We start from the raw sequence: 21,630 nt of genomic DNA, 5'->3' as shown, positions 1-21,630 counted from the left end.
AAGGTATTGAGATTGTCGGCTTCTGCCTGATCAGGCAGGAGCCAGGTTGTGACACATCTTTCCCGAGGCCGTTACCATGACATTTCTGGCATCTCAAAGAAGCTGGCTACTGGACCCTGGCCTGCTGAAGCTCGTACACCAATGCCGGCGCCTGATTCACACTGAATTCGGGGTCAAACTGCATCTCACGGAAGAGCACCTGGAACAGCAGCTGGCTGACTACGCCCGTAAAACCCGCTCCAGCCAACTGACCCGCACTTGGGCCACACTGACTGAGAAGGTTCCACAACTCAGAAGTGCCGAACCGGCAGACGATGAGGAAGGAAGCAAGAAAACCTACCGTGGACAGGCCATCGCGGAAGAAGAAGCGCCTCGGCCACAGCGATCCAAGAGGATCTATCGAGGCCAGGTGGTCGGCTGACCGGTGTCGGTCAGCCACTTGAAGCCGTGATCAGAACGATTTGCTGACCTGGACGCCGGCACTCCAGGCGTCGAGTTCATAGGTGCCCTGATAGCGTGCTGCTCCGGGCATCGGCTCGTCATTAACGTCGTAATTCCGCTCATCGACGTCCTGGTCGTCAAACAGCAACACACCGGCTGCAACGTCAACCGTCCAGCCAGAACGGGCGTCTGCATACTGCGCGCCCAGCGTCAGCCAGTCACGGTCACCGGAAGGAATTCGCGCGGTGCGGAAATCATCGTTCACCGGCGACTCATCCCAGGCATAGCCGGCCTTGAACGCCCACTCCGGAGTGGCTTGCCAGATAGCACCGACATTCGCCTGCCAGGTATCTTTCCAGTTCTCAGACACGTGGGCAATCAGTCGATCATCGCCCAGCCCCGGCCCTGTCCGGGAAGACACCGGGCCGTTATCTTCACGGCTGACGATATCCAGAGCCTCAAAGCGGCTCCACTTCGCCCAGGTTGCGCCGGCCAGGAGTGTCACTGTGTCGGTGATACGGTGGCGAGCGCCGAAGGTGATACTTTCCGGAATTTCCAGGGGAACCGTCGCCTTTTCAGTCACTGTGGACTGACTGAAGGTGAGACCACCAGCCCCCAGACTGCCCTGCGGGAAATCGCGGATTTCCGCCTCACCATCGAGATCCAGCTCGGCTCCGGTCTGTGCAGAGATGCCAAACTGGGTTCGCTCGGAAAGCTCCCATAGCATTCCGAAGGCAAAGGTGAGCGCAACGTCGTCGCCCTCAACATCCGCATACCCATCATCCAGGGTTCCCGGTGGCAGCCCGAAACGGGCTTCCGTACCGCTGTAATCCTGAAACTTGGTCAGTTTGCCCTCGGCATAAATAATGTTGATGCCCGCTCCCAGGGACAAACCATTACCATCATTGACGGCAATGGAGGGGCTGAATGCGATGGCGGTCAGCTCGGTCTCGTCAGCGAAAAAGCGGCCCTTGAAATCATCCTCATAGTCAGCGGCGAGACCGTAGGGTGCGTGCAGCCCAAACCCCACGTCCAGCCAGCTGTTGACTTCGTGGGTCATATAAAAGTTCGGGAGGGCAGCCGGATCGGCGATGTCACCACCGTTTCCGCCGGTAACAGGGCGGCCATCGTCACGAACAGCACTGCCGGTGCCTTCTTTGAGTTCCGCGTCGATATCCAGCACCGCAGCACCAAATGACATATTGGTGCCAGACAGCTGGCTCATACCGGCCGGGTTAAAGAACACCGTGGTGGCATTCTCCGGGTTGGCGGCCGTTCCGGCGTTGGCAACGCCCATGGCACTGGCGCTTTGCTCATTCAGCGAAAAGCCGCCAGCCAGTACGCTGGCCGGAGCGGCAGCGGCGGCGAGTGTGGCAAAACGGATAGCAGAGTAAAGGTTGGCTTTTTTGTTACGCATAAGTCCTCCGTGTAGCGTTACCACGGAGTATACGCAGGGTGAACTGACGGCCTCAATTACCATCCCTACTGGTTCAGGGGCCTAATCGTTTCATACTAAAGTCTAATTTGGCGACATATCGATCAATCGTCCTGAATCGACAGCTTGTCGACACTCGAGGCCAGCTTGTCTGCGCCTTGGGAATCCGTACCAAGCTTGATCATCAGGCGCAGGTCGTTCGCGGAGTCGGCATGGGCCAGCGCGTCTTCGTAAGTAATGGAACCCTCGGCATAAAGCGTGTAAAGCGCCTGATCGAAGGTGCGCATGCCGGTTTCGTTGGACTTGGACATCAGTTCCTTGAGCTTGTGCACCTCGCCCTTACGGATCATGTCAGCAACCAGGGGCGTGTTGATCAACACCTCGATGACGGCTTTGCGGCCCTGTCCGTCCGGTGTCGGAATCAACTGCTGGGCGACAATGGCCTTGAGGTTCAGGGACAGGTCCATCCAGATCTGGTTGTGCTGCTCCGGCGGGAAAAACTGGATAATCCGGTCCAGCGCCTGATTGGCGTTGTTGGCGTGCAGGGTGGCCAGGCACAGGTGCCCGGTTTCAGCAAACTGTACCGAGTATTCCATGGTCTGACGGGTTCGCACCTCACCAATCAGAATAACGTCCGGCGCCTGGCGTAGGGTGTTTTTGAGCGCCACTTCAAAGCTTTCCGTATCGATGCCCACTTCGCGCTGGGTGACGATACAGCCCTGATGCTGGTGAACGAATTCAATCGGGTCCTCAATCGAAATGATATGGCCCCGGCTGTTGCGGTTACGGTGCCCCAGCATGGCTGCCAGCGAAGTGGACTTACCAGTACCGGTGGCGCCCACGAACATGATCAGGCCACGCTTGGTCATGGCCAGTTCCTTGATCACCTCAGGCAGCGCGAGGTCATCAATCTGCGGGATCTTCACCTCAATCCGCCGCAGCACCATGCCGCAGAGGTTACGCTGGAAGAAGGCGCTGACACGGAAACGGCCGATACCCCGGGCACTGATGGCAAAGTTACATTCGTGACTTTCCTCGAACTCGGCCCGCTGCTTGTCGCTCATCGAACCGTAAACAAACTCACGGGTCTGCTCCGGCGTCAGGGCGTTCTTGGTGACTGGAAGCACCTTGCCGTTGACCTTCATGGAAGGGGGTACGCCAGCTGTTATAAAAAGGTCAGAGCCGCCCTTTTCCACCATCAAACGAAGCAGTTTTTCGAATTCCATGTTGTCACCTACTGTTCATGTTCTTGGTGCACCCGGAGTTTGCGGGAGCGAGGCGGGCAGGCCTTCCGGGACTGTCAAAAACAGGGATGTTTTTGTCAAGCGTACAGGGACGTATTTACAGCGTGTCCCGGAAGGCCTGCCCGCCTCGCGCCTCCTCCGAAGCTTCTAGAAATTATCCGGCATTTTCGCCTTCATTCGTGCCGCTTCGCGGGAAATGAGACCTTTCTTCAACAGTTTTTCCAGGCACTGGTCCAGGGTCGTCATGCCCAGGGAGCCACCGGTCTGGATTGCCGAGTACATCTGCGCAATCTTGTCCTCGCGGATCAGGTTACGGATCGCCGAGGTACCAATCATGATCTCGTGGGCGGCAATCCGGCCGCCACCCATCTTCTTCATCAGGGTCTGGGAGATAACCGCCTGCAACGACTCCGACAGCATGGAACGGACCATGGACTTCTCTTCCGCCGGGAATACGTCTACCACGCGGTCAATGGTTTTTGCCGCCGAGGTGGTGTGCAGGGTGCCGAATACCAGGTGGCCGGTTTCCGCCGCCGTCAGTGCCAGACGAATGGTTTCCAGGTCCCGCAGCTCGCCCACCAGAATGATGTCGGGGTCTTCCCGCAGTGCCGAGCGCAGGGCTTCGTTGAAGCCCAGGGTGTCACGATGCACTTCCCGCTGGTTGAGCAGGCATTTCTTGGATTCGTGCACAAATTCGATGGGATCCTCAATGGTGAGGATGTGCTCATAGCGGCTGTCGTTGATGTAGTCGATCATCGCCGCCAGCGTGGTGGACTTACCGGAACCCGTAGGACCGGTAACAAGTACCAGACCACGGGGCACTGATGAGATGTCTTTGAACACCTGGCCCATGCCCAGGTCTTCCATGGTCAGCACTTTTGACGGGATGGTCCGGAAAACAGCGCCGGCCCCCCGGTTCTGGTTGAACGCGTTGACACGGAAGCGGGCAACCCCCGGAACCTCAAAGGAAAAGTCGGTTTCCAGAAATTCTTCGTAGTCCTTGCGCTGCTTGTCGTTCATGATGTCGTAGATCAGCCCGTGGACTTCTTTATGCTCCATGGGCGGAAGGTTGATACGACGAACATCGCCATCAACACGGATCATCGGAGGAAGGCCGGCCGACAGGTGCAAATCTGATGCGCCCTGTTTGGCCGAAAAGGCAAGCAGTTCAGTAATATCCATAGGGGTCCTCGGAAGGCTTTTTTGCTTTTATCCCGGTATGCGCTGGCTTCAGTCAGCAGGACCCGAACAGCTTCACTTGGCATTTCAGTGACCTGCGGGTAACGTGTCACCGTATCAGTGACTGACCGGAGTCGGCGGATTCGCACAATGAGCAGCATAGCAGACAACATCGGGACCGTAACCCGACGCATACAAAAAGCAACATTGAAGTCCGGACGCAAGGCGAACTCGGTGCGCCTGCTGGCTGTGAGCAAAAAACGGCCTGCGGAGGACCTTCGAACCGCCTTCGACGCTGGCCAACGTGCCTTTGGTGAAAGCTATGTCCAGGAAGCTCTGGACAAGATGGAGGCCCTGGCTGATCTGGACGCGATCGAGTGGCATTTCATAGGCCCGATCCAGTCCAACAAGACCCGCCAGATTGCGGAAGCCTTTGACTGGGTTCACAGCGTCGACCGGCTCAAGATTGCCCACCGGCTGGATGAGCAGCGCGACAGCGCCCTGCCGCCGCTGAATGTCTGCCTGCAGGTGAACATCAATAACGAAGCGTCCAAATCCGGCTGTTCGCTGGAGGATCTCACGGAGTTGGCAGACGCCATTGAGGAGATGCCCAATCTCTCGCTCCGGGGCCTGATGGCGATTCCTGACCCGGACCAGCCCGAAGCCGCGTTGCGATCCAGCTTCCGCAAACTGGCCAACGCACTGAAAAAACTCCGGCAGGAAGCACCGGGCTCCGGCCCTCTGGACACCCTTTCCATGGGCATGTCAGACGACCTGGAAATGGCCATTGAAGAGGGCTCTACCTGGGTGAGGGTTGGAACCGCCCTGTTCGGCCCCCGGTAAGCGGAGGCTGCCAGGCCCAGTTCCTGTTATCATCACCAGCAGATCGACAATTGACCACTACTGATCCAAAGGCGGAGTGAACCTTGAGCACATCACCAACGATTTCGTTTATCGGCGCCGGCAACATGGCCAGTGCCATTATAGGTGGCATGCTGGACAGCGGCTTCCAGGCCGCCAATATCTGGGTCAGCGCCCCCGATGACAATCACCTTCAGTCCATCCGCAAGCAGTTTGGCGTCAGCGTGACTACCGACAACCGCTACTGCGCCCAGCAGGCGGACATGGTGGTTCTTGCGGTCAAGCCACAGGTCATGGCAGATGTCTGTTCAGATATCGCCCCGGTGGTCCAGAATACCCGCCCGCTGATGGTCTCCATCGCGGCCGGGCTGGAAGCTTCCACTCTGGACGAATGGCTCGGCGGCGGTCTGCCGCTGGTGCGGGTGATGCCGAATACACCCTCGCTGGTGGGCAAGGGGGCTGCCGGCCTCTACGCCAATGACCAGGTAAAGGACAAGCAAAAAGGCATGGTGGAGTCGGTCTTCAGCAGCATAGGCTCCGCGCTATGGGTCGACGAGGAGTCGCTCCTCCATGCAGTGACCGCACTATCGGGAAGTGGCCCCGCCTATTTCTTCCTGATGCTGGAAGCCCTTGAAGAAGCCGCAACCGACGCGGGCATCGCCAGCGAAACCGCCCGCGCCCTGGCCATCCAGACCATGGCCGGTGCTGCCGAAATGGCCGGACGTAGCGAACTCGACCCCGGCCAGCTCAAGCGCAATGTCATGTCCCCCGGCGGCACCACGGAACAGGCCATCCATACCTTTGAAGAGGGCGGCCTCAGGGACCTGGTGAAAAAAGCCTATTCCGCAGCCTATAAGCGCTCCGGGGAAATGGCCAAAGAACTTGCCAAGAAACAGTAACCGATAACGGGAGACACGGCTTCATGCTGGCTGACATTCTGATCACCATTCTGCTCATTGCCTCAACATTTTACCTGACGATTGTGCTGCTGCGTTTCCTGCTGCAGCTGGCAAGGGCCGATTTCTACAACCCGATCACCCAGTTCGCGGTGAAGGCCACCAATCCGTTGCTGCGGCCCCTGCGCCGATTCATCCCCGGATGGGGTGGTATCGACGGTGCCGCCCTGGTACTGGCCGTCATCATCCAGGCCATCACCTTTTTCCTGATCCTGTTTGCCCTCAACGGCAGCATCCCGGCCATCAACCCGCTGACCCTGCTGAGCTGGTCGATACTCAATGTGCTGGACCTGATCGTGAAAATCTACTTCTGGTCCGTCATCGCCGTTGTGGTAGTGAGCTGGATCGCCCCGCAAAGCAACCACCCTGCCATCCAGCTGGTGGCACAGATCACCGAGCCAGTAATGCGGCCCGTGCGTAGCGTGATGCCCTCTCTTGGTGGGCTGGATCTGTCACCCATTATCGTCTTCCTGATCCTCAATGTGATTTCAGTCGTGATCGATCACATGAAGATTGCCGCCGGCATGGGATCCATTGTCGGAATGTAGACTGCCTCCCAAAAACACAATCCGTTACACATACGGACAATAAAGCAACCTTCCCGTGCAGCTGATCCATCTCACTGAATCAGCTGCATTTTTTATGCATAATCCGTCGTTCTGCTGTACATACCCGTGACCGGCCTCGCAGAATTGCCCGGCAGGTGCGGTAACATTAACTATATTTTCGACGCAGCTTTATCCAACCAATAGCCAACGCAGTCGCCCGGAAGTCGAGCAGAAGGATGGTCCGATGAACAAGCAAGGTACCCTGTCGCAGCAGGTTGAGGCCTACCACGGCTGGAAAAAAGAGCTGATCAGACAGATCGGCCGTTATCGTTTGTGGCTTCAGGACAACAATCTGTTTTCGGATGATGTCAGCAACCGCATCCGCCACGGGCTGGAATTACTGATCGAAGACGAGCTCACAATTGCCTTTGTGGGAGAGTATTCCCGCGGTAAAACCGAACTGATCAACGCCCTCTTCTTCTCGGAATACGGTCAGCGCATGCTGCCCTCCCAGGCCGGCCGCACCACCATGTGCCCGACCGAGCTGTTTTTCGATCGTACCTCCAACAGCAATTATCTGCTTCTGCTTCCCATCGAAACCCGCACCGGCGAACTTTCCCTGCAGCAACTGCGCAAACAGCCGGAACGCTGGGTCAAACATGACCTGGACGAGCGCGACCCGGAAATCATGCGGGAAGTACTGGCAGAAGTGGCGCGGGTCAAGAGTGTCAGCCCCCAGGAGGCTCGTGGCCTCGGTTTTGATGAAGACATGCTGGAGCATGACCGCAACCGGCCCGGGAACGTACTGGTTCCGGCCTGGCGCAATGCCCAGATCAGCATCCGCCATCCGTTGTTCGAGCGGGGGTTGAGAATCCTGGACACGCCGGGCCTCAACGCACTGGGCTCCGAGCCGGAACTGACCATCAGCATGCTGCCCCGTGCCCACGCCATCATCTTCCTGCTCAGTGCCGACACCGGCGTTACCGCCAGTGACATGACCATCTGGAAGGAGCACATCGATACCGAGCATGCAGATCACCGTGCCGGACGCTTTGCGGTGCTGAACAAAATTGATGTGCTCTGGGACGACCTCCAGGGTGAGAAGCATACCCATGAAGCCATTGAGCGGGTGCGGGGGTACACGGCAGACCACCTTGGCATGCGCCAACAGGACGTCATTCCGCTTTCTGCCAAGCAGGGTCTGCTGGCACGGGTGAAAGGCAACGAAGAACTGCTAGAGCGTTCGAATCTTGGCCAGCTGGAGCAGCTGATTATCCAGCGCATCCTGATGCACAAGGAACAGCTGATCACCCAGAGCCTGATCAACGATCTGCTGGGCATGCTGCAGAACAGCCAGGCTGCCATGCAGACCCGGCTCGACGCACTTGAGGAAGAACTGGAAGCCTGCTCCGGTGTCACCATGGACAAGGACGCGTTACGCCGCCTGGCCGACCGCGCCCAGCGGGATTACGATTTCTATTACAAGAAGCTGATCACGCTGCGGTCAAGCCGGCGGTTGATGGACTCCCAGGGCGACATGCTCAAGGGCCTGGTCAGTGCGGACCGATTCGAGGCTCACGCTGACAAAGTCCGCCAGAAGATGTCGAAAAGCTGGACCACCGCTGGCATGAACCACAGCATGGACCATTTTTTCGAATTGCTGGAAAGCGACCTGACCAATCTCCTCAGCGAAGGCCACCTGGCGGAAAAGATGGTGGGCGCCATCTATCGCCGCTACAACGAAGACACCCGGGCCCGCCACCTGGAGCCGATCCCCCTGCGGGCGGGGCGCCACGTGATTGCAGTACGGGAGTTACGCAAGAAGGCCAAACGGTTCCGAATCAGCCCGAAAAACCTGCTGACGGAACAGTCTCTGCTGGTGCGCCGTTTTTTCAATGTCATCGTTGAGGAAGCCCGCACCCTTCACCAACGTGTAAGAGCGGATGTAGAGCGCTGGCCCGCGGAAGCACTCTTGCCCATCATGCAGTATTCCATGGAGCAGAAACAGTTGCTGGAACACCAGATCCGACGGTTGCGGGACATGGTGCGCAGTGATCGCGACAGCCGCGCCGAACGGGAACGACTGCAGAACACCATTACCGACCTGAAACGGCAGCTGGAACTGGCCGACGCCATGCAACGGCAGATCCGCAAACCGGCACCAACGATGATCCAGCAGAAGGTGGTCAACATTTCCGGCGCTGTCTGAACAGCGCCGGAAACGGCGGTTGCAGCCGCGCGGGCCGGCCTTTAAACTGCTTGGCTGGCAATCAGCCGGCCATTCCATCGAGCCCACCGTCTTCCCGGGCTCTCCTGCGCGGCCATTGCCTCAATCTTGTTGCAGATAAACCGGACCGAATCAGGAACCTGTCGCGCCAATGCACGATCCCTTGCCAACGGATTCTGTAGGGATAGTTACCCCTCAGACACTGCACTTCGATACGCCGATTACCCTGGCGTGCAACCGGACACTGGAAAGTTACGACCTGGTGATCGAGACCTATGGCGAACTCAACGCCGATGCCAGTAACGCGGTGCTTATCTGTCATGCCCTCAGCGGCCATCACCACGCGGCCGGCTACCATAGCAAGGAAGACCGCAAGCCCGGCTGGTGGGACAGTTGCATAGGCCCCGGCAAGCCCATCGACACCAACCGTTTTTTCGTTGTCAGCCTGAACAACCTGGGCGGCTGCCATGGCAGTACCGGGCCCGGCAGCACCAATCCACAGACCGGTCAACCCTATGGGCCCGATTTTCCCGTTATCACCGTTCGCGACTGGGTGCACAGCCAGGCCCTGCTGGCCGACCGGCTGGGTATCGAGTGCTGGGCCGCGGTGGTTGGTGGGTCCCTGGGCGGCATGCAGGCCCTGCAGTGGAGCCTGGATTATCCTGACCGGCTGCGGCACGCCGTAGTCATTGCGTCTACCCCGCGCCTCAGCGCCCAGAACATTGCCTTCAACGAGGTGGCGAGGCAGGCCATCACTTCAGACCGGGAATTTCACGACGGTCGCTACTACGAGTACAACACCCTGCCCCGGCGGGGGCTGATGCTGGCACGGATGGTGGGCCACATTACCTACCTGTCCGACGCATCCATGGGGGAGAAGTTCGGCCGTGAGTTGCGGGACCAGGCCTACAAGTTCGGCTACGACGCCGAATTTCAGGTGGAAAGCTACCTGCGCTACCAGGGCGAGCGGTTCTCGGAGTCTTTCGACGCCAACACCTATCTGCTGATGACCAAGGCACTGGACTATTTCGACCCCGCCTACGAACACGACAACGATCTGGCAAAAGCCCTGCGCGGCGCCTGCTGCGAATTCCTGGTACTGTCGTTCAGCACTGACTGGCGATTTACCCCGGCAAGGTCGGAAGAACTGGTGAACGCCATGATCTCTGCCCGCTGCAAGGTCAGTTACGCGGAAATAGACGCACCCTGGGGCCATGATGCCTTCCTGATACCCACCCCCAGATACACCGCCATCTTCGAGGCGTACATGGACCGTGTAGCGAGGGAGGCAGGGGCATGAGACCAGACCTGAAAATCATCGAGCAATGGATCAAACCGGGAAGCCACGTGCTTGACCTGGGTTGCGGCGACGGCACCCTGCTGGACTACCTGCAGCGGGAGAAACGGGCCACCGGCTTCGGGCTGGAAATCAATCAGGACCACATCACCACCTGCATGGGCCGTGGTGTATCGGTCATCGAACAGAATCTGGATACCCAGGGGCTTGGAAACTTCGAGGATCACACCTTCGACACCGTGCTCATGACCCAGGCGCTGCAGGCCGTTCGCCGCCCGGACATGGTGCTTGATGAGATGATGCGGGTCGGTCGCGAGGGCATTGTAACCTTCCCCAACTTCGCCTACTGGAGACTGCGCTGGTACCTGATGCGTCGGGGCCGTATGCCCGAATCCGAAACTCTGCCGTATAAATGGTATAACACCCCCAACATCCATTTGTGCACCTTCAAGGACTTCGAGGCCTTGTGTTACCGCAAAGGCTTCCGCATCCTGACCCGTACGGTGGTGGATGGTGAGCATCAGGATCGCTGGCTCAGCCGCCTGTGGCCCAACATGTTGGGACAGATTGCCATATACCGGATAACTCGGGAGGATTCATGACCAGAATAATTCACGCCCACTGGTTTGCCATACTGTCACTGGCATGCCTGCTTCTGTTCTCTACCCAGAGCCACGCCGGCTCAAAGGATTTCGGAGAATTCCAGGTGCACTGGAGCGTTTTCCCCAGCACCTTCCTGGCACCCGAGGTCGCCCGTGAGAACAACCTGAACCGCAGCAAAAGCATTGGAATCGTTAACATTTCCATAATGCGGGAAACCGAAAATGGCGGTCTTGAGCCGGTGTCAGGGCAAGTGGAAGGCAAGGTGCTGAATGACGTGCAGCAGGTGAAATTTCTGGGGTTTCGCCGCATACAGGAAGGTAATGCCGTCTACTTCATCGCGGAATACCAATACAGCAACGCTGAGCTGATGACCTTCCACATAACCGCAAGGCCCACTGGCAGTACAGAGGATCTTCCCATTCGTTTCGCCCATACGCTGTTCAATGACTGATGACTGAAACCACGGACCGACTGGTTATTGCCAGCAATAACAAAGGCAAGATTGCCGAACTGGCTGAGCTGCTCAAACCCCTGGGACTGACGCCTGTCGCCCAGGGGGCGCTGGGGGTCGGCGAGGCGGAAGAGCCGGCAGACACCTTTGTGGAAAATGCCATCCTCAAAGCAAGGCATGCGGCCCGTGTCACCGGCTTACCCGCCCTGGCGGACGATTCCGGGCTTGCGGTTGACGCACTCGGTGGCCAGCCGGGTGTTCGCTCGGCGCGCTATGCGGGCGAGTCTGCCAGTGACGACGATAACGTTCGTGCACTGTTGTCGGCCCTGGAAGGAATCCCTGAAGAGCGACGAACCGCCCAGTTCCACTGCGTACTGGTCTACCTGCGTCATGCCGATGATCCAACGCCGGTCATCTGCCATGGCCGCTGGCCAGGGAAGATACTGGACCAACCCAGAGGGGGAGGCGGTTTTGGTTATGACCCGGTATTTCTGGTACCGGAAACAGGAACCAGTGCCGCGGAACTGTCCCGTGAGGTCAAAGGCCGGATAAGTCATCGTGGACGGGCACTGGCCCAGCTCCTGGAACAGCTGGGCGCCGGGGCAGAGTGACCATGGAGCTGCCGGATGCCTGGCGGAACAGCGCACTGCCCCCACTGAGCCTGTACATTCACGTTCCCTGGTGCGTGAAAAAGTGCCCCTATTGTGATTTCAACTCTCACGCACTGACCGGCGACATCCCCGAAGACCGCTACCTGAAGGCCATCATGGAGGATCTCGCCAGCGACCTGGCACTGGTGCAGGGCCGCAGCATCCAGACGGTGTTCATCGGCGGTGGCACGCCGTCACTGATGTCACCGGATTTCTATGAAAGCCTGTTCCGCCAGCTACGCGAACACCTCCGCTTCGACGATGATGTCGAAATTACCCTGGAGGCCAACCCGGGAACGGTTGAGCAAAGCCGGTTCCATGGCTTTCGGGCAGCAGGAATCAACCGCCTGTCCATCGGCATTCAGAGTTTCAATGCGCAGCGCCTGAAAGACCTGGGGCGTATCCACGACGACAAGGCCGCTCACAAAGCCATTGAGGCGGCCCGTAACTCCGGCTTCGACAATTTCAACCTCGACCTGATGCATGGATTGCCAGGTCAGACACCGGAGCAGGCCATTACCGACCTGGAAACGGCCCTGGCGTGGGAGCCTCCTCACCTGTCCTGGTACCAGTTGACCCTGGAACCCAATACTGAATTCTTCAGCCGCCCCCCGCCACTGCCGGACGAGGACCACCTGTGGGAAATCTATCGCCAGGGCTCGGATTATCTGCACCAACAGGGTTTCGCAGATTATGAAGTGTCAGCCTGGAGTCGGGCGGGGATGGCGTCCCGCCATAACCTGAATTACTGGATGTTTGGGGACTACCTGGCCCTTGGTGCCGGAGCCCACGGCAAAATCACCCTGCGCAACGGTGAAATAAGGCGATTCTGGAAAACACGGCAACCCGAGGCCTACCTGAACCGGATTGGCAGCCGAACCGCCGGCAGCCAGGTGGTCGAGCCTGACGAGCGGCCTCTGGAATTTCTGATGAACGCCTTGCGCCTGACGTCCGGAGTACCGGAATACCTGTTCACAGAACGTACAGGTTTACCAATGAGCACAGTTGCGGTAAAACTTCAGGAATTAAGAACGGAAAATCTGCTGGAACCGGGACGAATACAGACGACAGAACTCGGACAGCGATACCTGAACAGCGTGCTGGAGCGCTTTCTCTGATGTCATTGCCGCGTCTTCTGACCCTGCTCCCCCGAAGACTCAACCTGAGCCTGTTGGCAACAGCGGTTCTGCTGCTTATTCTGGTGTTCGTCAACCAGCCGCTGCGGACTGGCTCGGCGCCCCAGGGCATCGTCAGCTTCCAGATGGCAGCGACGGCAGACCAGTCCATGGCCATCATCCGGAGCTGGCGCGAGGGTGGCCTGGTATGGGCCCATGTTTCCCTGTGGCTGGATTTCCTGTTCGTCCCGGCTTACCTGTTCACTCTGATTCTTCTGACCAATCACCTGACCCGGGACCGACCGGGCGTTCGGGAGCGCAACGTGGCGCGCTGGGTCAAAGCGCTGTTCGTGGCTGCCGGCACCGGTGATATGGCGGAAAATATTCTGCTGCTGAACAACATGGACCCGCCCACGGATATGCTCAGCCTGTCGGCAACCGTGTGCGCGCTGATCAAGTTTACCGGGCTCATGCTGGGTGCCGCAGGGCTGGTGATCATCCGGGCTGCCAGGCGCCATCCGCTGGCCCACGGATAACGCCGCCGGAACCAGGCTTCTAGTTTGTGCGGTAGAACACCAGGTCACGGACCCCGTGCCCCAGGTTTTCACCGCGCTTCTCGAACTTGGTCACCGGACGATCCTCGGGACGAGGGGAATACTGGCCCGGCTCTTGGGTGTTGGCGAAGCCTTCCGACTCACTCATGATTTCCATCATGTATTCCGCGTAGTTCTCCCAGTCCGTCGCCAGGTGCAGGATACCGCCCACCCGGAGCTTGTGGCGCAGGCGTTGAACGAAATCATGCTGGATCAGCCGGCGCTTGTGATGCCGCTTCTTGTGCCAGGGATCCGGGAAAAACACCATCACCCGGTCCAGGGCGGCATCGGGCAGGCACAGGTCAATCACGTCGTTGGCATCAATAGCGTAAATCCGGACGTTCTCCAGCCCCCTGTCTTCAATCTCCTTCAACAGGGCACCCACACCCGGAAGATGCACCTCGACACCGATAAAGTCCTGCTCCGGTGCCGCTTCCGCCATATCGGCGAGGGATTTGCCCATGCCAAATCCGATCTCAAGATTCAGCATATTGTCCCGGCCAAACACCTGGCGCGGGTCGATCATGCCCTGCTCACGGGTCAGGCCGTACTTGGGCCAGCTGCGCTCGTAGGCCTTTTTCTGGCCTTCGGTCATTCGCCCCTGGCGCAGCACGAAACTGCGCACGCCACGGCGTGTGGTAACAGGTGAATCGCCGGAAACATCATCGTGATCGGTCATCTGACGTCCTCAACCGCCCTTTCGCGGTGCATCTTCAATGGGTTATATCGACAGTTTACCAGAGTGACTTGCTGCAGACGCCACTATACAGCCAGGTATTTGTGCCCGTCAGCCCCTGTTCAGCCCGACCCTTTATAGCGAGACCTGCGCATTCCTGGTTTGCTGCCGGTCCAGCTTGCGATAGCCCAGAGCCTCCACCAGGTGACCATTGCCGATACGCTCCTGACCTTCCAGGTCAGCGAGGGTTCGCGCCACCCGAAGAATGCGGTGCAAGGCCCGGGCAGACAGGCCCAGGCGCTCCATCGCCGCGGACAACATGGTTTCACCAGCCTGGTCCACCCGGCAGTAGTTGTGTAGCTCACTGCCGCCCAGGGCGCTATTGACCGCACCCCGTTGAACCTGCCGTTGCCGGGCCAGGTTGACACGCTCACGCACAACGGCGCTCGACTCCCCCTCCCCTTCACGCTGCATCAGCACCTCACCACTTTGCACCGGAACTTCCACATGCAGGTCAAAGCGGTCCAGCAACGGGCCGGAAATCTTTGCCCGATAACGGAGCACCTGTTGTGGCGTACACTGGCACTCGATCGAGGGATGCCCCAGGTAGCCGCAGGGGCACGGGTTCATGGCCGCCACCACCTGAAACCGGGCGGGAAAAGTCACCTGCCTCGCGGCACGGCTGATGGCAATCTCGCCGGACTCCATGGGTTCTCTCAGTACTTCCAGCACCCGGCGCCCAAACTCCGGCAGTTCGTCCAGAAACAATACGCCACGGTGAGCCAGTGAGATTTCACCAGGCCGCGGACTACTGCCCCCACCCACCATGGCAACGGATGAGGCGGTATGATGCGGTGACCGGTAAGGTGGCCGGCACCAGTCCTCGTCCTGAACCGGCAATCCGGCCACCGAGTGGATACTGGCCACCTCCAGGGCGGACTCCGTGGTCAAGGGGGGCAGAATGCCGGGCAGACGGCTGGCGAGCATGCTCTTTCCGGTACCCGGCGGGCCAAACATCAGCAGGTTATGGCCACCCGCCGCCGCTATCTCCAGCGCCCTGCGCGGCACGTTCTGGCCACGCACATCGGCCAGGTCCGGACCGGGCCTGGCACTCTGCTCTGCCACAGCAGCCGGAACCGGGGAAATACGGGCCCGATCACACAGGTGCTCACACACCGTCAGCAGATGGGCTGCTGGCAACACGTCGTCCTGGCTGGCAAGCGCGGCTTCGGCGGCATTGGCCTGGGGAATCAGCAGCTGGCGCCCTTCTTTACGGGCTGCCAACACGGCAGGGAGCACGCCCTTCAGGGGGCGCAGCGCACCATCAAGGGACAACTCGCCCACACACTCGTATGTCGCAAGGCTTTCCGCCGGAATCTGTCCGGAAGCGGCGAGGATGCCCAGGGCAATGGGGAGGTCGAAGCGGCCACCTTCCTTGGGCAAATCAGCGGGAGCCAGATTGATTGTGATTCTGCGGGCGGGAAAGTCGAAGCCGGCATTGAGCAACGCGCTGCGGACACGCTCCCTGCTTTCACGAACTCCGGTTTCCGGCAGCCCGACAATGGAAAGTGCCGGCAGGCCGCCGGACAGGTGGACTTCAACAGTAACGGATGGCGCGGATACGCCAATGCTGGCGCGGGTATGGACGACGGCAAACATGACAACCTTCCATGGTTATGGGTATTGGCGGCTCAGCCGCCTGACGGGCTTCCTGCCTGTCAGCTCTTCGGGGACTGCTGCTCCAGCTCGGCCACACGCTTTTCCAGCGCCTCGACCTTTTCACGGGTTTTCATCAGGACCGCCTGCTGGGCATCAAATTCGTCACGGGTTACCAGCTCAAGGCGCGACAGCACGGTCATTACCGTCGCCCGGGCCTGGGCTTCGAAGTCCTCACGGGCGGCACGGGCCATATCGGGAACAAACTGGCCGAACTGACCCTGAAGCTGGGTAAAGAAATCCTGTGGACCTTTCACAAATCACCTCGCTGGCTTGAACACTTTGAGTTCTGTTGAACTCTCCAGAACCCGCCCGGAACTGGCACCGGTACGAAGGTCGGAAGTGTAACACATTGCCTGCCCTGCCATACTGTACCCTATCGGCAGTATAATGCCGCTGAGGCAGCTTTTAATGATTGCACCTGACTTGTGCATCATTATGGTTCGCTTCCGACAGGTCAGCCCCGAAATGGTGCAGCCTGACGATCCATTTTGGATCAGCATATACTCAAGATGCTGATATTATTGTTATTTTTTGCGTTGGCACACACGATGCTAAAAGCCTTGTACGCAATCCGCACAATTGGTGTGCGAGGTGGCAGCATCCCGACCTCAACAACGGACCGAAGAGTTCCAGGCGTTGAGACGGCTTTACCAAGGAGAAAGCAATGAAACTTGTGACAGCGATCATCAAGCCTTTCAAGTTGGATGATGTCCGTGAGGCACTATCCGAGATTGGCGTACAAGGCGTAACGGTCACTGAAGTCAAAGGCTTCGGTCGCCAGAAGGGCCATACCGAACTCTACCGTGGCGCAGAATACGTGGTGGACTTTCTGCCCAAGGTCAAGGTTGAAGTTGCTATCGGCGACAACCTGCTGGACCAGGTCATCGAATCCATCACCAAGGCCGCCAACACCGGAAAAATCGGCGACGGCAAAATTTTCGTGACCGAACTGGAACAGGCTATCCGGATACGGACCGGGGAAACCGGCGAAGAAGCGGTCTGATTACAGCCTGATCAACCAGACAGCCAACGCAAAAAACTTATAACTTGAAAAGCCTCGTGCGGAGGGCTTCACATGGAAAGCAATCTTAATTATATCTTTGAACTCCAGTATGCGCTGGATACCTTTTACTTCCTCATTTGCGGTGCCCTGGTCATGTGGATGGCCGCGGGTTTCTCGATGCTCGAGGCAGGCCTGGTGCGTGCCAAGAACACCACTGAAATCCTGACCAAGAACGTCTCCCTGTTTGCAGTAGCCTGTACCATGTATCTGATCGTCGGCTACGACATCATGTACGATGGCGGACTCTTCCTCAGTGGCGTTACCACTGTCGCGCAAATGGACGACGCGGCCATTGCCGGAGTCCTCGCAGCTTCCAATGAAGCCGGTTTCGGCGAGATGGGTGAATACGCAGGCGCTTCGGACTTCTTCTTCCAGGTGGTTTTTGTTGCCACAGCCATGTCCATCGTTTCCGGTGCCGTCGCTGAGCGCATGAAACTCTGGGCCTTCCTCGCGTTTGCCGTTGTTATGTGTGGTTTCATCTACCCGATGCAGGGTTCCTGGACCTGGAACGGCGATGCTGTTTTCGGCATCTACGAGCTCAGCTACAGCGATTACGCCGGCTCCGGTATCGTGCACATGGCTGGTGCTGCTGCTGCCCTGGCTGGTGTTCTGCTGCTGGGCCCCCGTAAAGGCAAATACGGGTCAAAGGGTCAGATCAATGCATTCCCGGGCGCAAACCTGCCGCTGGCAACTCTCGGTACCTTTATCCTGTGGATGGGCTGGTTCGGCTTTAACGGCGGCTCTACCCTGAAGCTGGGTGGTATCGGTGTGGCCAACGAGGTTGCCAACGTGTTCCTGAACACCAACGCAGCTGCAGCCGGCGGCCTGATCGGCGCACTGATCCTCGCCCGCATCATGTTCGGCAAGGCTGACCTGACCATGGCCCTGAACGGTGCCCTGGCTGGTCTGGTAGCCATCACGGCCGAGCCTGCTGATCCTTCACCCCTGCTGGCGACCATCATCGGCGCTATCGGCGGCATCGTTGTGGTGTTTTCGATTGTCACTCTCGACAAGATGCGTATCGATGATCCGGTCGGTGCCATCTCGGTGCATGGTGTGGTTGGCATCTGGGGTATCTTCGCGGTGCTGCTGTCCGACGCGGATGCGACCTTTATGGGTCAGCTGGTCGGATTGCTTACCATCTTCGTCTGGGTCTTCGGCACCAGCCTGATTGTCTGGGGCATCCTCAAGGCGGTCATGGGTATCCGGGTTACCGAGGAGGAAGAGTACGAAGGTGTGGATCTGTCAGAGTGTGGCATGGAAGCCTATCCGGAGTTCGTCAGCAGCAAGTAACATCGGCTGACACCGGATCAAAAGAGGGGCGCCTGCGGGCGCCCTTTTTTTGACTTAGTAGGTCGGATTAGCAAAGCGTAATCCGACGCGCAGACCTGAGAGCATGCCGGAGGTGGGAGGGGGCCTTTCCGGGATACGCTGTGAATACGTCCCTGTACGCTCGACAAAAACATCCATGTTTTTGTCGAGCCCGGAAAGGCCCCCCTCCCACCTCCTCCGCCAACTCTTATCGTTCGCTCGACATCACCTCATCCTCCAACACATCCACCATAAACTGCGGCAAAGCCAGCGCCCCCCGATGGATATCAGCGTTGTAATAACGAGTCACAAACGGCCGCTGATCGGCATCTTCCTCACGGAAGTAAACCACCGGCTTTTCCTTCCCCGCCATAGTGCAACTCCACCACCCGGTAGGATAAACCGGCTGCGGAAAAGGCAGGGTGCGCACATGGTCAAACCCGGCCTTTTTCATGTCGTCGTGGATAGTCTTGATGATGGTGTTGGTGTGCAGCAGCGGCGACTCGCTCTGCTGGACGATGATGCCGCCCTCACGCAGCGCAATCATGCAGTCGCGGTAGAAGTCCAGCGCAAACAGGCCCTCGGCAGGTCCAACAGGATCGGTGCTGTCGATGATGATGACATCGAGGCTTTCAGGCACGGCGTCACGAACCCACTGGATGCCGTCGCCGAAGAAGAAGTTGGCGCGGGGGTCGGTGTTGGATTCGCACAGTTCGGGGAAGTACTGTTCCGAAAGGCGGGTGACGCGCTCGTCGATTTCCACCTGCCAGGCTTCTTCCACACCCGGGTGTTTAAGGACTTCTTTAAGAGTGCCGCAGTCACCACCGCCGACAATAACGACCTTCTTCGGGTCCTTGTGAGTGAACAGGGCCGGATGGGTCATCATTTCGTGATAGAGGAAATTGTCACGGCTGGTCAGCATCACGCAGCCGTCCAGCACCATCAAGTTGCCGAAGGTTTCCGTTTCCCAGATTTCCAGCTTCTGGAATTCGGTCTGTTCTTCGTGCAGCTTCTTCTTTACCTGCAGGGAAAATGCGGTTCCCTGGTCCTGGAATACCTCGGTAAACCAGCCGTCGTTCAGTGCAGTCATTTCGTGTCTCCGGAGTTACTTGTCGAGCCTGTTCGTATTGAGGGTATTGTAGGTGGGGAGTTGCCACACCTAAAGGACTATCATCGCGCCGGGTCATGGTTTTTCCCGCGCGGTTCTTTCAGCAGGCCGGTGGAATCCATACAATGACGGCCATAAGCCGGCACCGTGCCGGCTCCGGATTCAGCACAGGACAGCCCCATGAGTGAACCAACCGGCAGTGCCGCCCACGAGGTGTACAACATCGCCCACTGGAGTGATGGTTATATCGATGTGAATGCCCGCGGTGAGGTGCTGATCCGGCCGGACCGGGGCCATAGTGGTGAGGACATCAACCTGCCCGACCTTACCCGCTCACTGGTCAGCAACGGGGTGCAGTTGCCGGTGCTGATCCGTTTCACCGACATCCTCCACGACCGGGTCAACAAGCTGTGCGGTGCCTTCAACAAAGTGGCTGAGGAACAGGGCTACCAGGGCGCTTACACGGCCGTCTATCCCATCAAGGTGAACCAGCAGCGGCGAGTGGTCGAGGAACTGCTATGTGCTGAACCCGCTGCCAGGGATAACCAGATCGGTCTTGAAGCGGGTAGCAAGCCGGAACTGATGGCGGTTCTGGCGTTATCTCAGCAGCCCGGGTCGGTCATCGTCTGCAACGGGTACAAGGACCGTGAATATATCCGTCTGGCGCTGATCGGACAAAAGCTGGGGCACCGGGTGTTTATCGTGGTGGAGAAGCAGTCCGAGCTGCCGCTGATTCTGGAGCAGGCCCGCCGTCTCGGAGTGACACCGTTGATTGGTGTTCGTGCACGACTGGCCACCATCGGAAAGGGGAACTGGCAGAATACCGGCGGGGAAAAGTCGAAATTCGGTCTTTCCGCCAGCCAGGTGCTGGATGTGGTTGAAACACTGCGCGGAGCCGGAGCTTTGGGATCCCTGCAGTTGCTGCATTTCCACCTGGGTTCGCAGATTGCCAATATCCGCGACATCCAGACCGGGCTGCGGGAATGCGCGCGCTTCTACAGCGAATTGCGCCAGATGGGTGCGCCGGTTGGCACAGTGGATATCGGCGGGGGCCTTGGTGTGGATTATGAAGGCACCCGGTCCCGCAGCAGTTGCTCCATGAACTACAGCGTGCAGGAGTATGCCTACAACGTGGTCCATATACTGCAGTCGGAGTGCGACCGGGCTGGCATCCCCCACCCCAACCTGATCAGCGAATCGGGCCGGGCGTTGACGGCTCACCATTCGGTGCTGGTCACCAACGTGATTGACCGCGAGGTGCCCGACAAGCGCAGGCCAGAGCAGCCGGTCAGTGACGCTCCGGCGCCGCTTCAGGACCTGTGGCGGGATCTGGAGAGCCTTCAGGATGCACGCTCCCCCCGCTCACTGGCGGAGATTTACCACGACGTACTCCATGCCATGGCGGACGTCCACACGCAGTTTGCTCATGGCCTGTTGTCATTGGCCGATCGCGCCAGGGCAGAAACGCTCTACACCACCTGTTGCCGGGCACTCCGGAACCAGCTGAACTCCGATAATCGCGCGCACCGGGAGATCATTGATGAGCTCAATGAGAAACTGGCGGAGAAGCTGTTTGTGAACTTCTCACTGTTCCAGTCGCTGCCGGATGTGTGGGGCATCGACCAGATTTTCCCGATCATGCCCATCAACGGGCTCAATCGCCCCCTGACCCGGCGCGCGGTTATTCAGGACATCACCTGTGACTCCGACGGGCGCATCGACCGCTACGTGGACGGCCAGGGTATCGAAACCACCTTCCCGCTACCGGAAGAGACGCCGGAGGAACCCATGCTGATGGGCTTTTTCATGACCGGGGCCTACCAGGAAATCCTCGGCGATATGCACAACCTGTTCGGTGACACTCATTCGGTGGACGTGCGACGCAACGCCGGCGGCGGCCACACCGTGAGCGAGCCGATCCACGGCGATACCGTGGCCAGGGTACTGCAGTACGTTAACTTTGAACCCGCTGCCCTGCTGAGGGCCTATCAGCAGAAGTTTGCCGCCAGCGGGCTGCCGGATGACGAACAGGCCAGCCTGCTGGAAGAGTTTGGCAGCGGTCTTGAGGGCTACACATACCTGGAGGAATAACGGACTCCGCCAATGAAAAATAATTCACGAAAAACAGACCCGGGCTGATCCGGCTACCTGCC

The 21,630-nt window shown here is 58.7% G+C and carries 21 protein-coding genes; 14 read left to right on the top strand and 7 right to left on the bottom strand.

Features of this window, described 5'->3' with window-relative positions; genetic code table 11:
- Positions 1–76: 76 nt before the first annotated feature.
- Complete coding sequence (locus FDP08_RS15950) at positions 77–421, top strand: hypothetical protein (RefSeq protein ID WP_137437106.1); 345 nt, start codon at positions 77–79, stop codon at positions 419–421.
- Between the two features lie 30 nt (positions 422–451).
- Here FDP08_RS15950 and FDP08_RS15945 read toward each other — a convergent pair whose 3' ends face one another.
- The 3 genes from FDP08_RS15945 to FDP08_RS15935 form a co-directional block, all read right to left on the bottom strand.
- Positions 452–1,858, bottom strand: coding sequence for an OmpP1/FadL family transporter (locus tag FDP08_RS15945; RefSeq protein WP_137437105.1), 1,407 nt, complete (start codon positions 1,856–1,858; stop codon positions 452–454).
- A 122-nt stretch (positions 1,859–1,980) separates the two neighbouring features.
- Positions 1,981–3,102 carry a PilT/PilU family type 4a pilus ATPase gene (locus FDP08_RS15940; protein WP_137437104.1) on the bottom strand — a complete coding sequence of 374 codons (1,122 nt, stop codon included), beginning with the start codon at positions 3,100–3,102 and terminating at the stop codon, positions 1,981–1,983.
- Between the two features lie 165 nt (positions 3,103–3,267).
- A complete protein-coding gene (locus tag FDP08_RS15935) occupies positions 3,268–4,302 on the bottom strand; it encodes a type IV pilus twitching motility protein PilT (protein ID WP_137437103.1) in 1,035 nt (344 codons plus the stop codon).
- A 147-nt stretch (positions 4,303–4,449) separates the two neighbouring features.
- Here FDP08_RS15935 and FDP08_RS15930 point away from each other — a divergent pair, with 147 nt between their 5' ends.
- The 10 genes from FDP08_RS15930 to FDP08_RS15885 all read left to right on the top strand — a co-directional run bounded on the left by FDP08_RS15930 (position 4,450) and on the right by FDP08_RS15885 (position 13,543).
- Positions 4,450–5,142, top strand: a complete 693-nt coding sequence (locus FDP08_RS15930; protein ID WP_137437102.1) for a YggS family pyridoxal phosphate-dependent enzyme — start codon at positions 4,450–4,452, stop codon at positions 5,140–5,142.
- A gap of 83 nt (positions 5,143–5,225) precedes the next feature.
- The gene (gene proC, locus FDP08_RS15925; RefSeq protein ID WP_137437101.1) at positions 5,226–6,059 is read left to right on the top strand and encodes a pyrroline-5-carboxylate reductase; all 834 of its coding nucleotides are present in this window, start codon (positions 5,226–5,228) and stop codon (positions 6,057–6,059) included.
- 23 nt (positions 6,060–6,082) lie between these two features.
- Entirely contained in the window at positions 6,083–6,664 is a 582-nt protein-coding gene (locus FDP08_RS15920) for a YggT family protein (RefSeq protein WP_137437100.1), read from the top strand.
- 244 nt (positions 6,665–6,908) lie between these two features.
- Positions 6,909–8,873, top strand: a complete 1,965-nt coding sequence (locus FDP08_RS15915; protein WP_137437099.1) for a dynamin family protein — start codon at positions 6,909–6,911, stop codon at positions 8,871–8,873.
- Between the two features lie 169 nt (positions 8,874–9,042).
- Positions 9,043–10,191: a homoserine O-succinyltransferase MetX gene (gene metX / locus FDP08_RS15910; RefSeq protein WP_137437098.1), complete on the top strand. Its 1,149-nt coding sequence runs from the start codon at positions 9,043–9,045 to the stop codon at positions 10,189–10,191.
- Complete coding sequence (metW, locus tag FDP08_RS15905; RefSeq protein WP_137437097.1) at positions 10,188–10,790, top strand: methionine biosynthesis protein MetW; 603 nt, start codon at positions 10,188–10,190, stop codon at positions 10,788–10,790. The genes metX and metW overlap by 4 nt, the downstream gene beginning before the upstream one ends.
- Complete coding sequence (locus FDP08_RS15900) at positions 10,787–11,242, top strand: DUF4426 domain-containing protein (protein ID WP_137437096.1); 456 nt, start codon at positions 10,787–10,789, stop codon at positions 11,240–11,242. Before metW ends, FDP08_RS15900 begins: the two co-directional genes overlap by 4 nt.
- A complete protein-coding gene (gene rdgB / locus FDP08_RS15895) occupies positions 11,242–11,853 on the top strand; it encodes an RdgB/HAM1 family non-canonical purine NTP pyrophosphatase (RefSeq protein ID WP_137437095.1) in 612 nt (203 codons plus the stop codon). Before FDP08_RS15900 ends, rdgB begins: the two co-directional genes overlap by 1 nt.
- A gap of 2 nt (positions 11,854–11,855) precedes the next feature.
- Entirely contained in the window at positions 11,856–13,010 is a 1,155-nt protein-coding gene (gene hemW, locus FDP08_RS15890; RefSeq protein ID WP_137437094.1) for a radical SAM family heme chaperone HemW, read from the top strand.
- Positions 13,010–13,543: a hypothetical protein gene (locus tag FDP08_RS15885; protein WP_137437093.1), complete on the top strand. Its 534-nt coding sequence runs from the start codon at positions 13,010–13,012 to the stop codon at positions 13,541–13,543. Before hemW ends, FDP08_RS15885 begins: the two co-directional genes overlap by 1 nt.
- A 19-nt stretch (positions 13,544–13,562) precedes the next feature.
- On the opposite strand, the gene trmB is transcribed toward FDP08_RS15885, so the two are convergent.
- From trmB to FDP08_RS15870, 3 genes are all read right to left on the bottom strand, one after another.
- Positions 13,563–14,279 carry a tRNA (guanosine(46)-N7)-methyltransferase TrmB gene (trmB, locus tag FDP08_RS15880; RefSeq protein ID WP_137437092.1) on the bottom strand — a complete coding sequence of 239 codons (717 nt, stop codon included), beginning with the start codon at positions 14,277–14,279 and terminating at the stop codon, positions 13,563–13,565.
- Positions 14,280–14,411: 132 nt separating this feature from the next.
- A complete protein-coding gene (locus FDP08_RS15875) occupies positions 14,412–15,935 on the bottom strand; it encodes a YifB family Mg chelatase-like AAA ATPase (RefSeq protein ID WP_137437091.1) in 1,524 nt (507 codons plus the stop codon).
- Positions 15,936–15,994: 59 nt separating this feature from the next.
- Positions 15,995–16,249, bottom strand: a complete 255-nt coding sequence (locus FDP08_RS15870; RefSeq protein ID WP_137437090.1) for an accessory factor UbiK family protein — start codon at positions 16,247–16,249, stop codon at positions 15,995–15,997.
- 410 nt (positions 16,250–16,659) lie between these two features.
- Here FDP08_RS15870 and glnK point away from each other — a divergent pair, with 410 nt between their 5' ends.
- Positions 16,660–16,998, top strand: coding sequence for a P-II family nitrogen regulator (gene glnK, locus FDP08_RS15865; RefSeq protein ID WP_004578958.1), 339 nt, complete (start codon positions 16,660–16,662; stop codon positions 16,996–16,998).
- Between the two features lie 72 nt (positions 16,999–17,070).
- On the top strand, positions 17,071–18,351 hold the full coding sequence (locus FDP08_RS15860; protein WP_137437089.1) for an ammonium transporter: 1,281 nt from the start codon (positions 17,071–17,073) through the stop codon (positions 18,349–18,351).
- Positions 18,352–18,577: 226 nt separating this feature from the next.
- Here the strand turns inward: FDP08_RS15860 and speE are convergent, their stop codons facing one another.
- The gene (gene speE / locus FDP08_RS15855) at positions 18,578–19,459 is read right to left on the bottom strand and encodes a polyamine aminopropyltransferase (protein WP_137437088.1); all 882 of its coding nucleotides are present in this window, start codon (positions 19,457–19,459) and stop codon (positions 18,578–18,580) included.
- Positions 19,460–19,657: 198 nt separating this feature from the next.
- On the opposite strand from speE, the gene speA reads away from it, so the two are divergent.
- Complete coding sequence (speA, locus tag FDP08_RS15850) at positions 19,658–21,568, top strand: biosynthetic arginine decarboxylase (protein ID WP_137437087.1); 1,911 nt, start codon at positions 19,658–19,660, stop codon at positions 21,566–21,568.
- The last annotated feature ends 62 nt before the right edge of the window (positions 21,569–21,630 follow it).

The organism is Marinobacter panjinensis (assembly GCF_005298175.1).
Taxonomy (GTDB): Bacteria; Pseudomonadota; Gammaproteobacteria; order Pseudomonadales; family Oleiphilaceae; genus Marinobacter; species Marinobacter panjinensis.
Note: the sequence above shows the minus strand (reverse complement) of the source record. Positions and strands in the feature narration are given on the sequence as shown.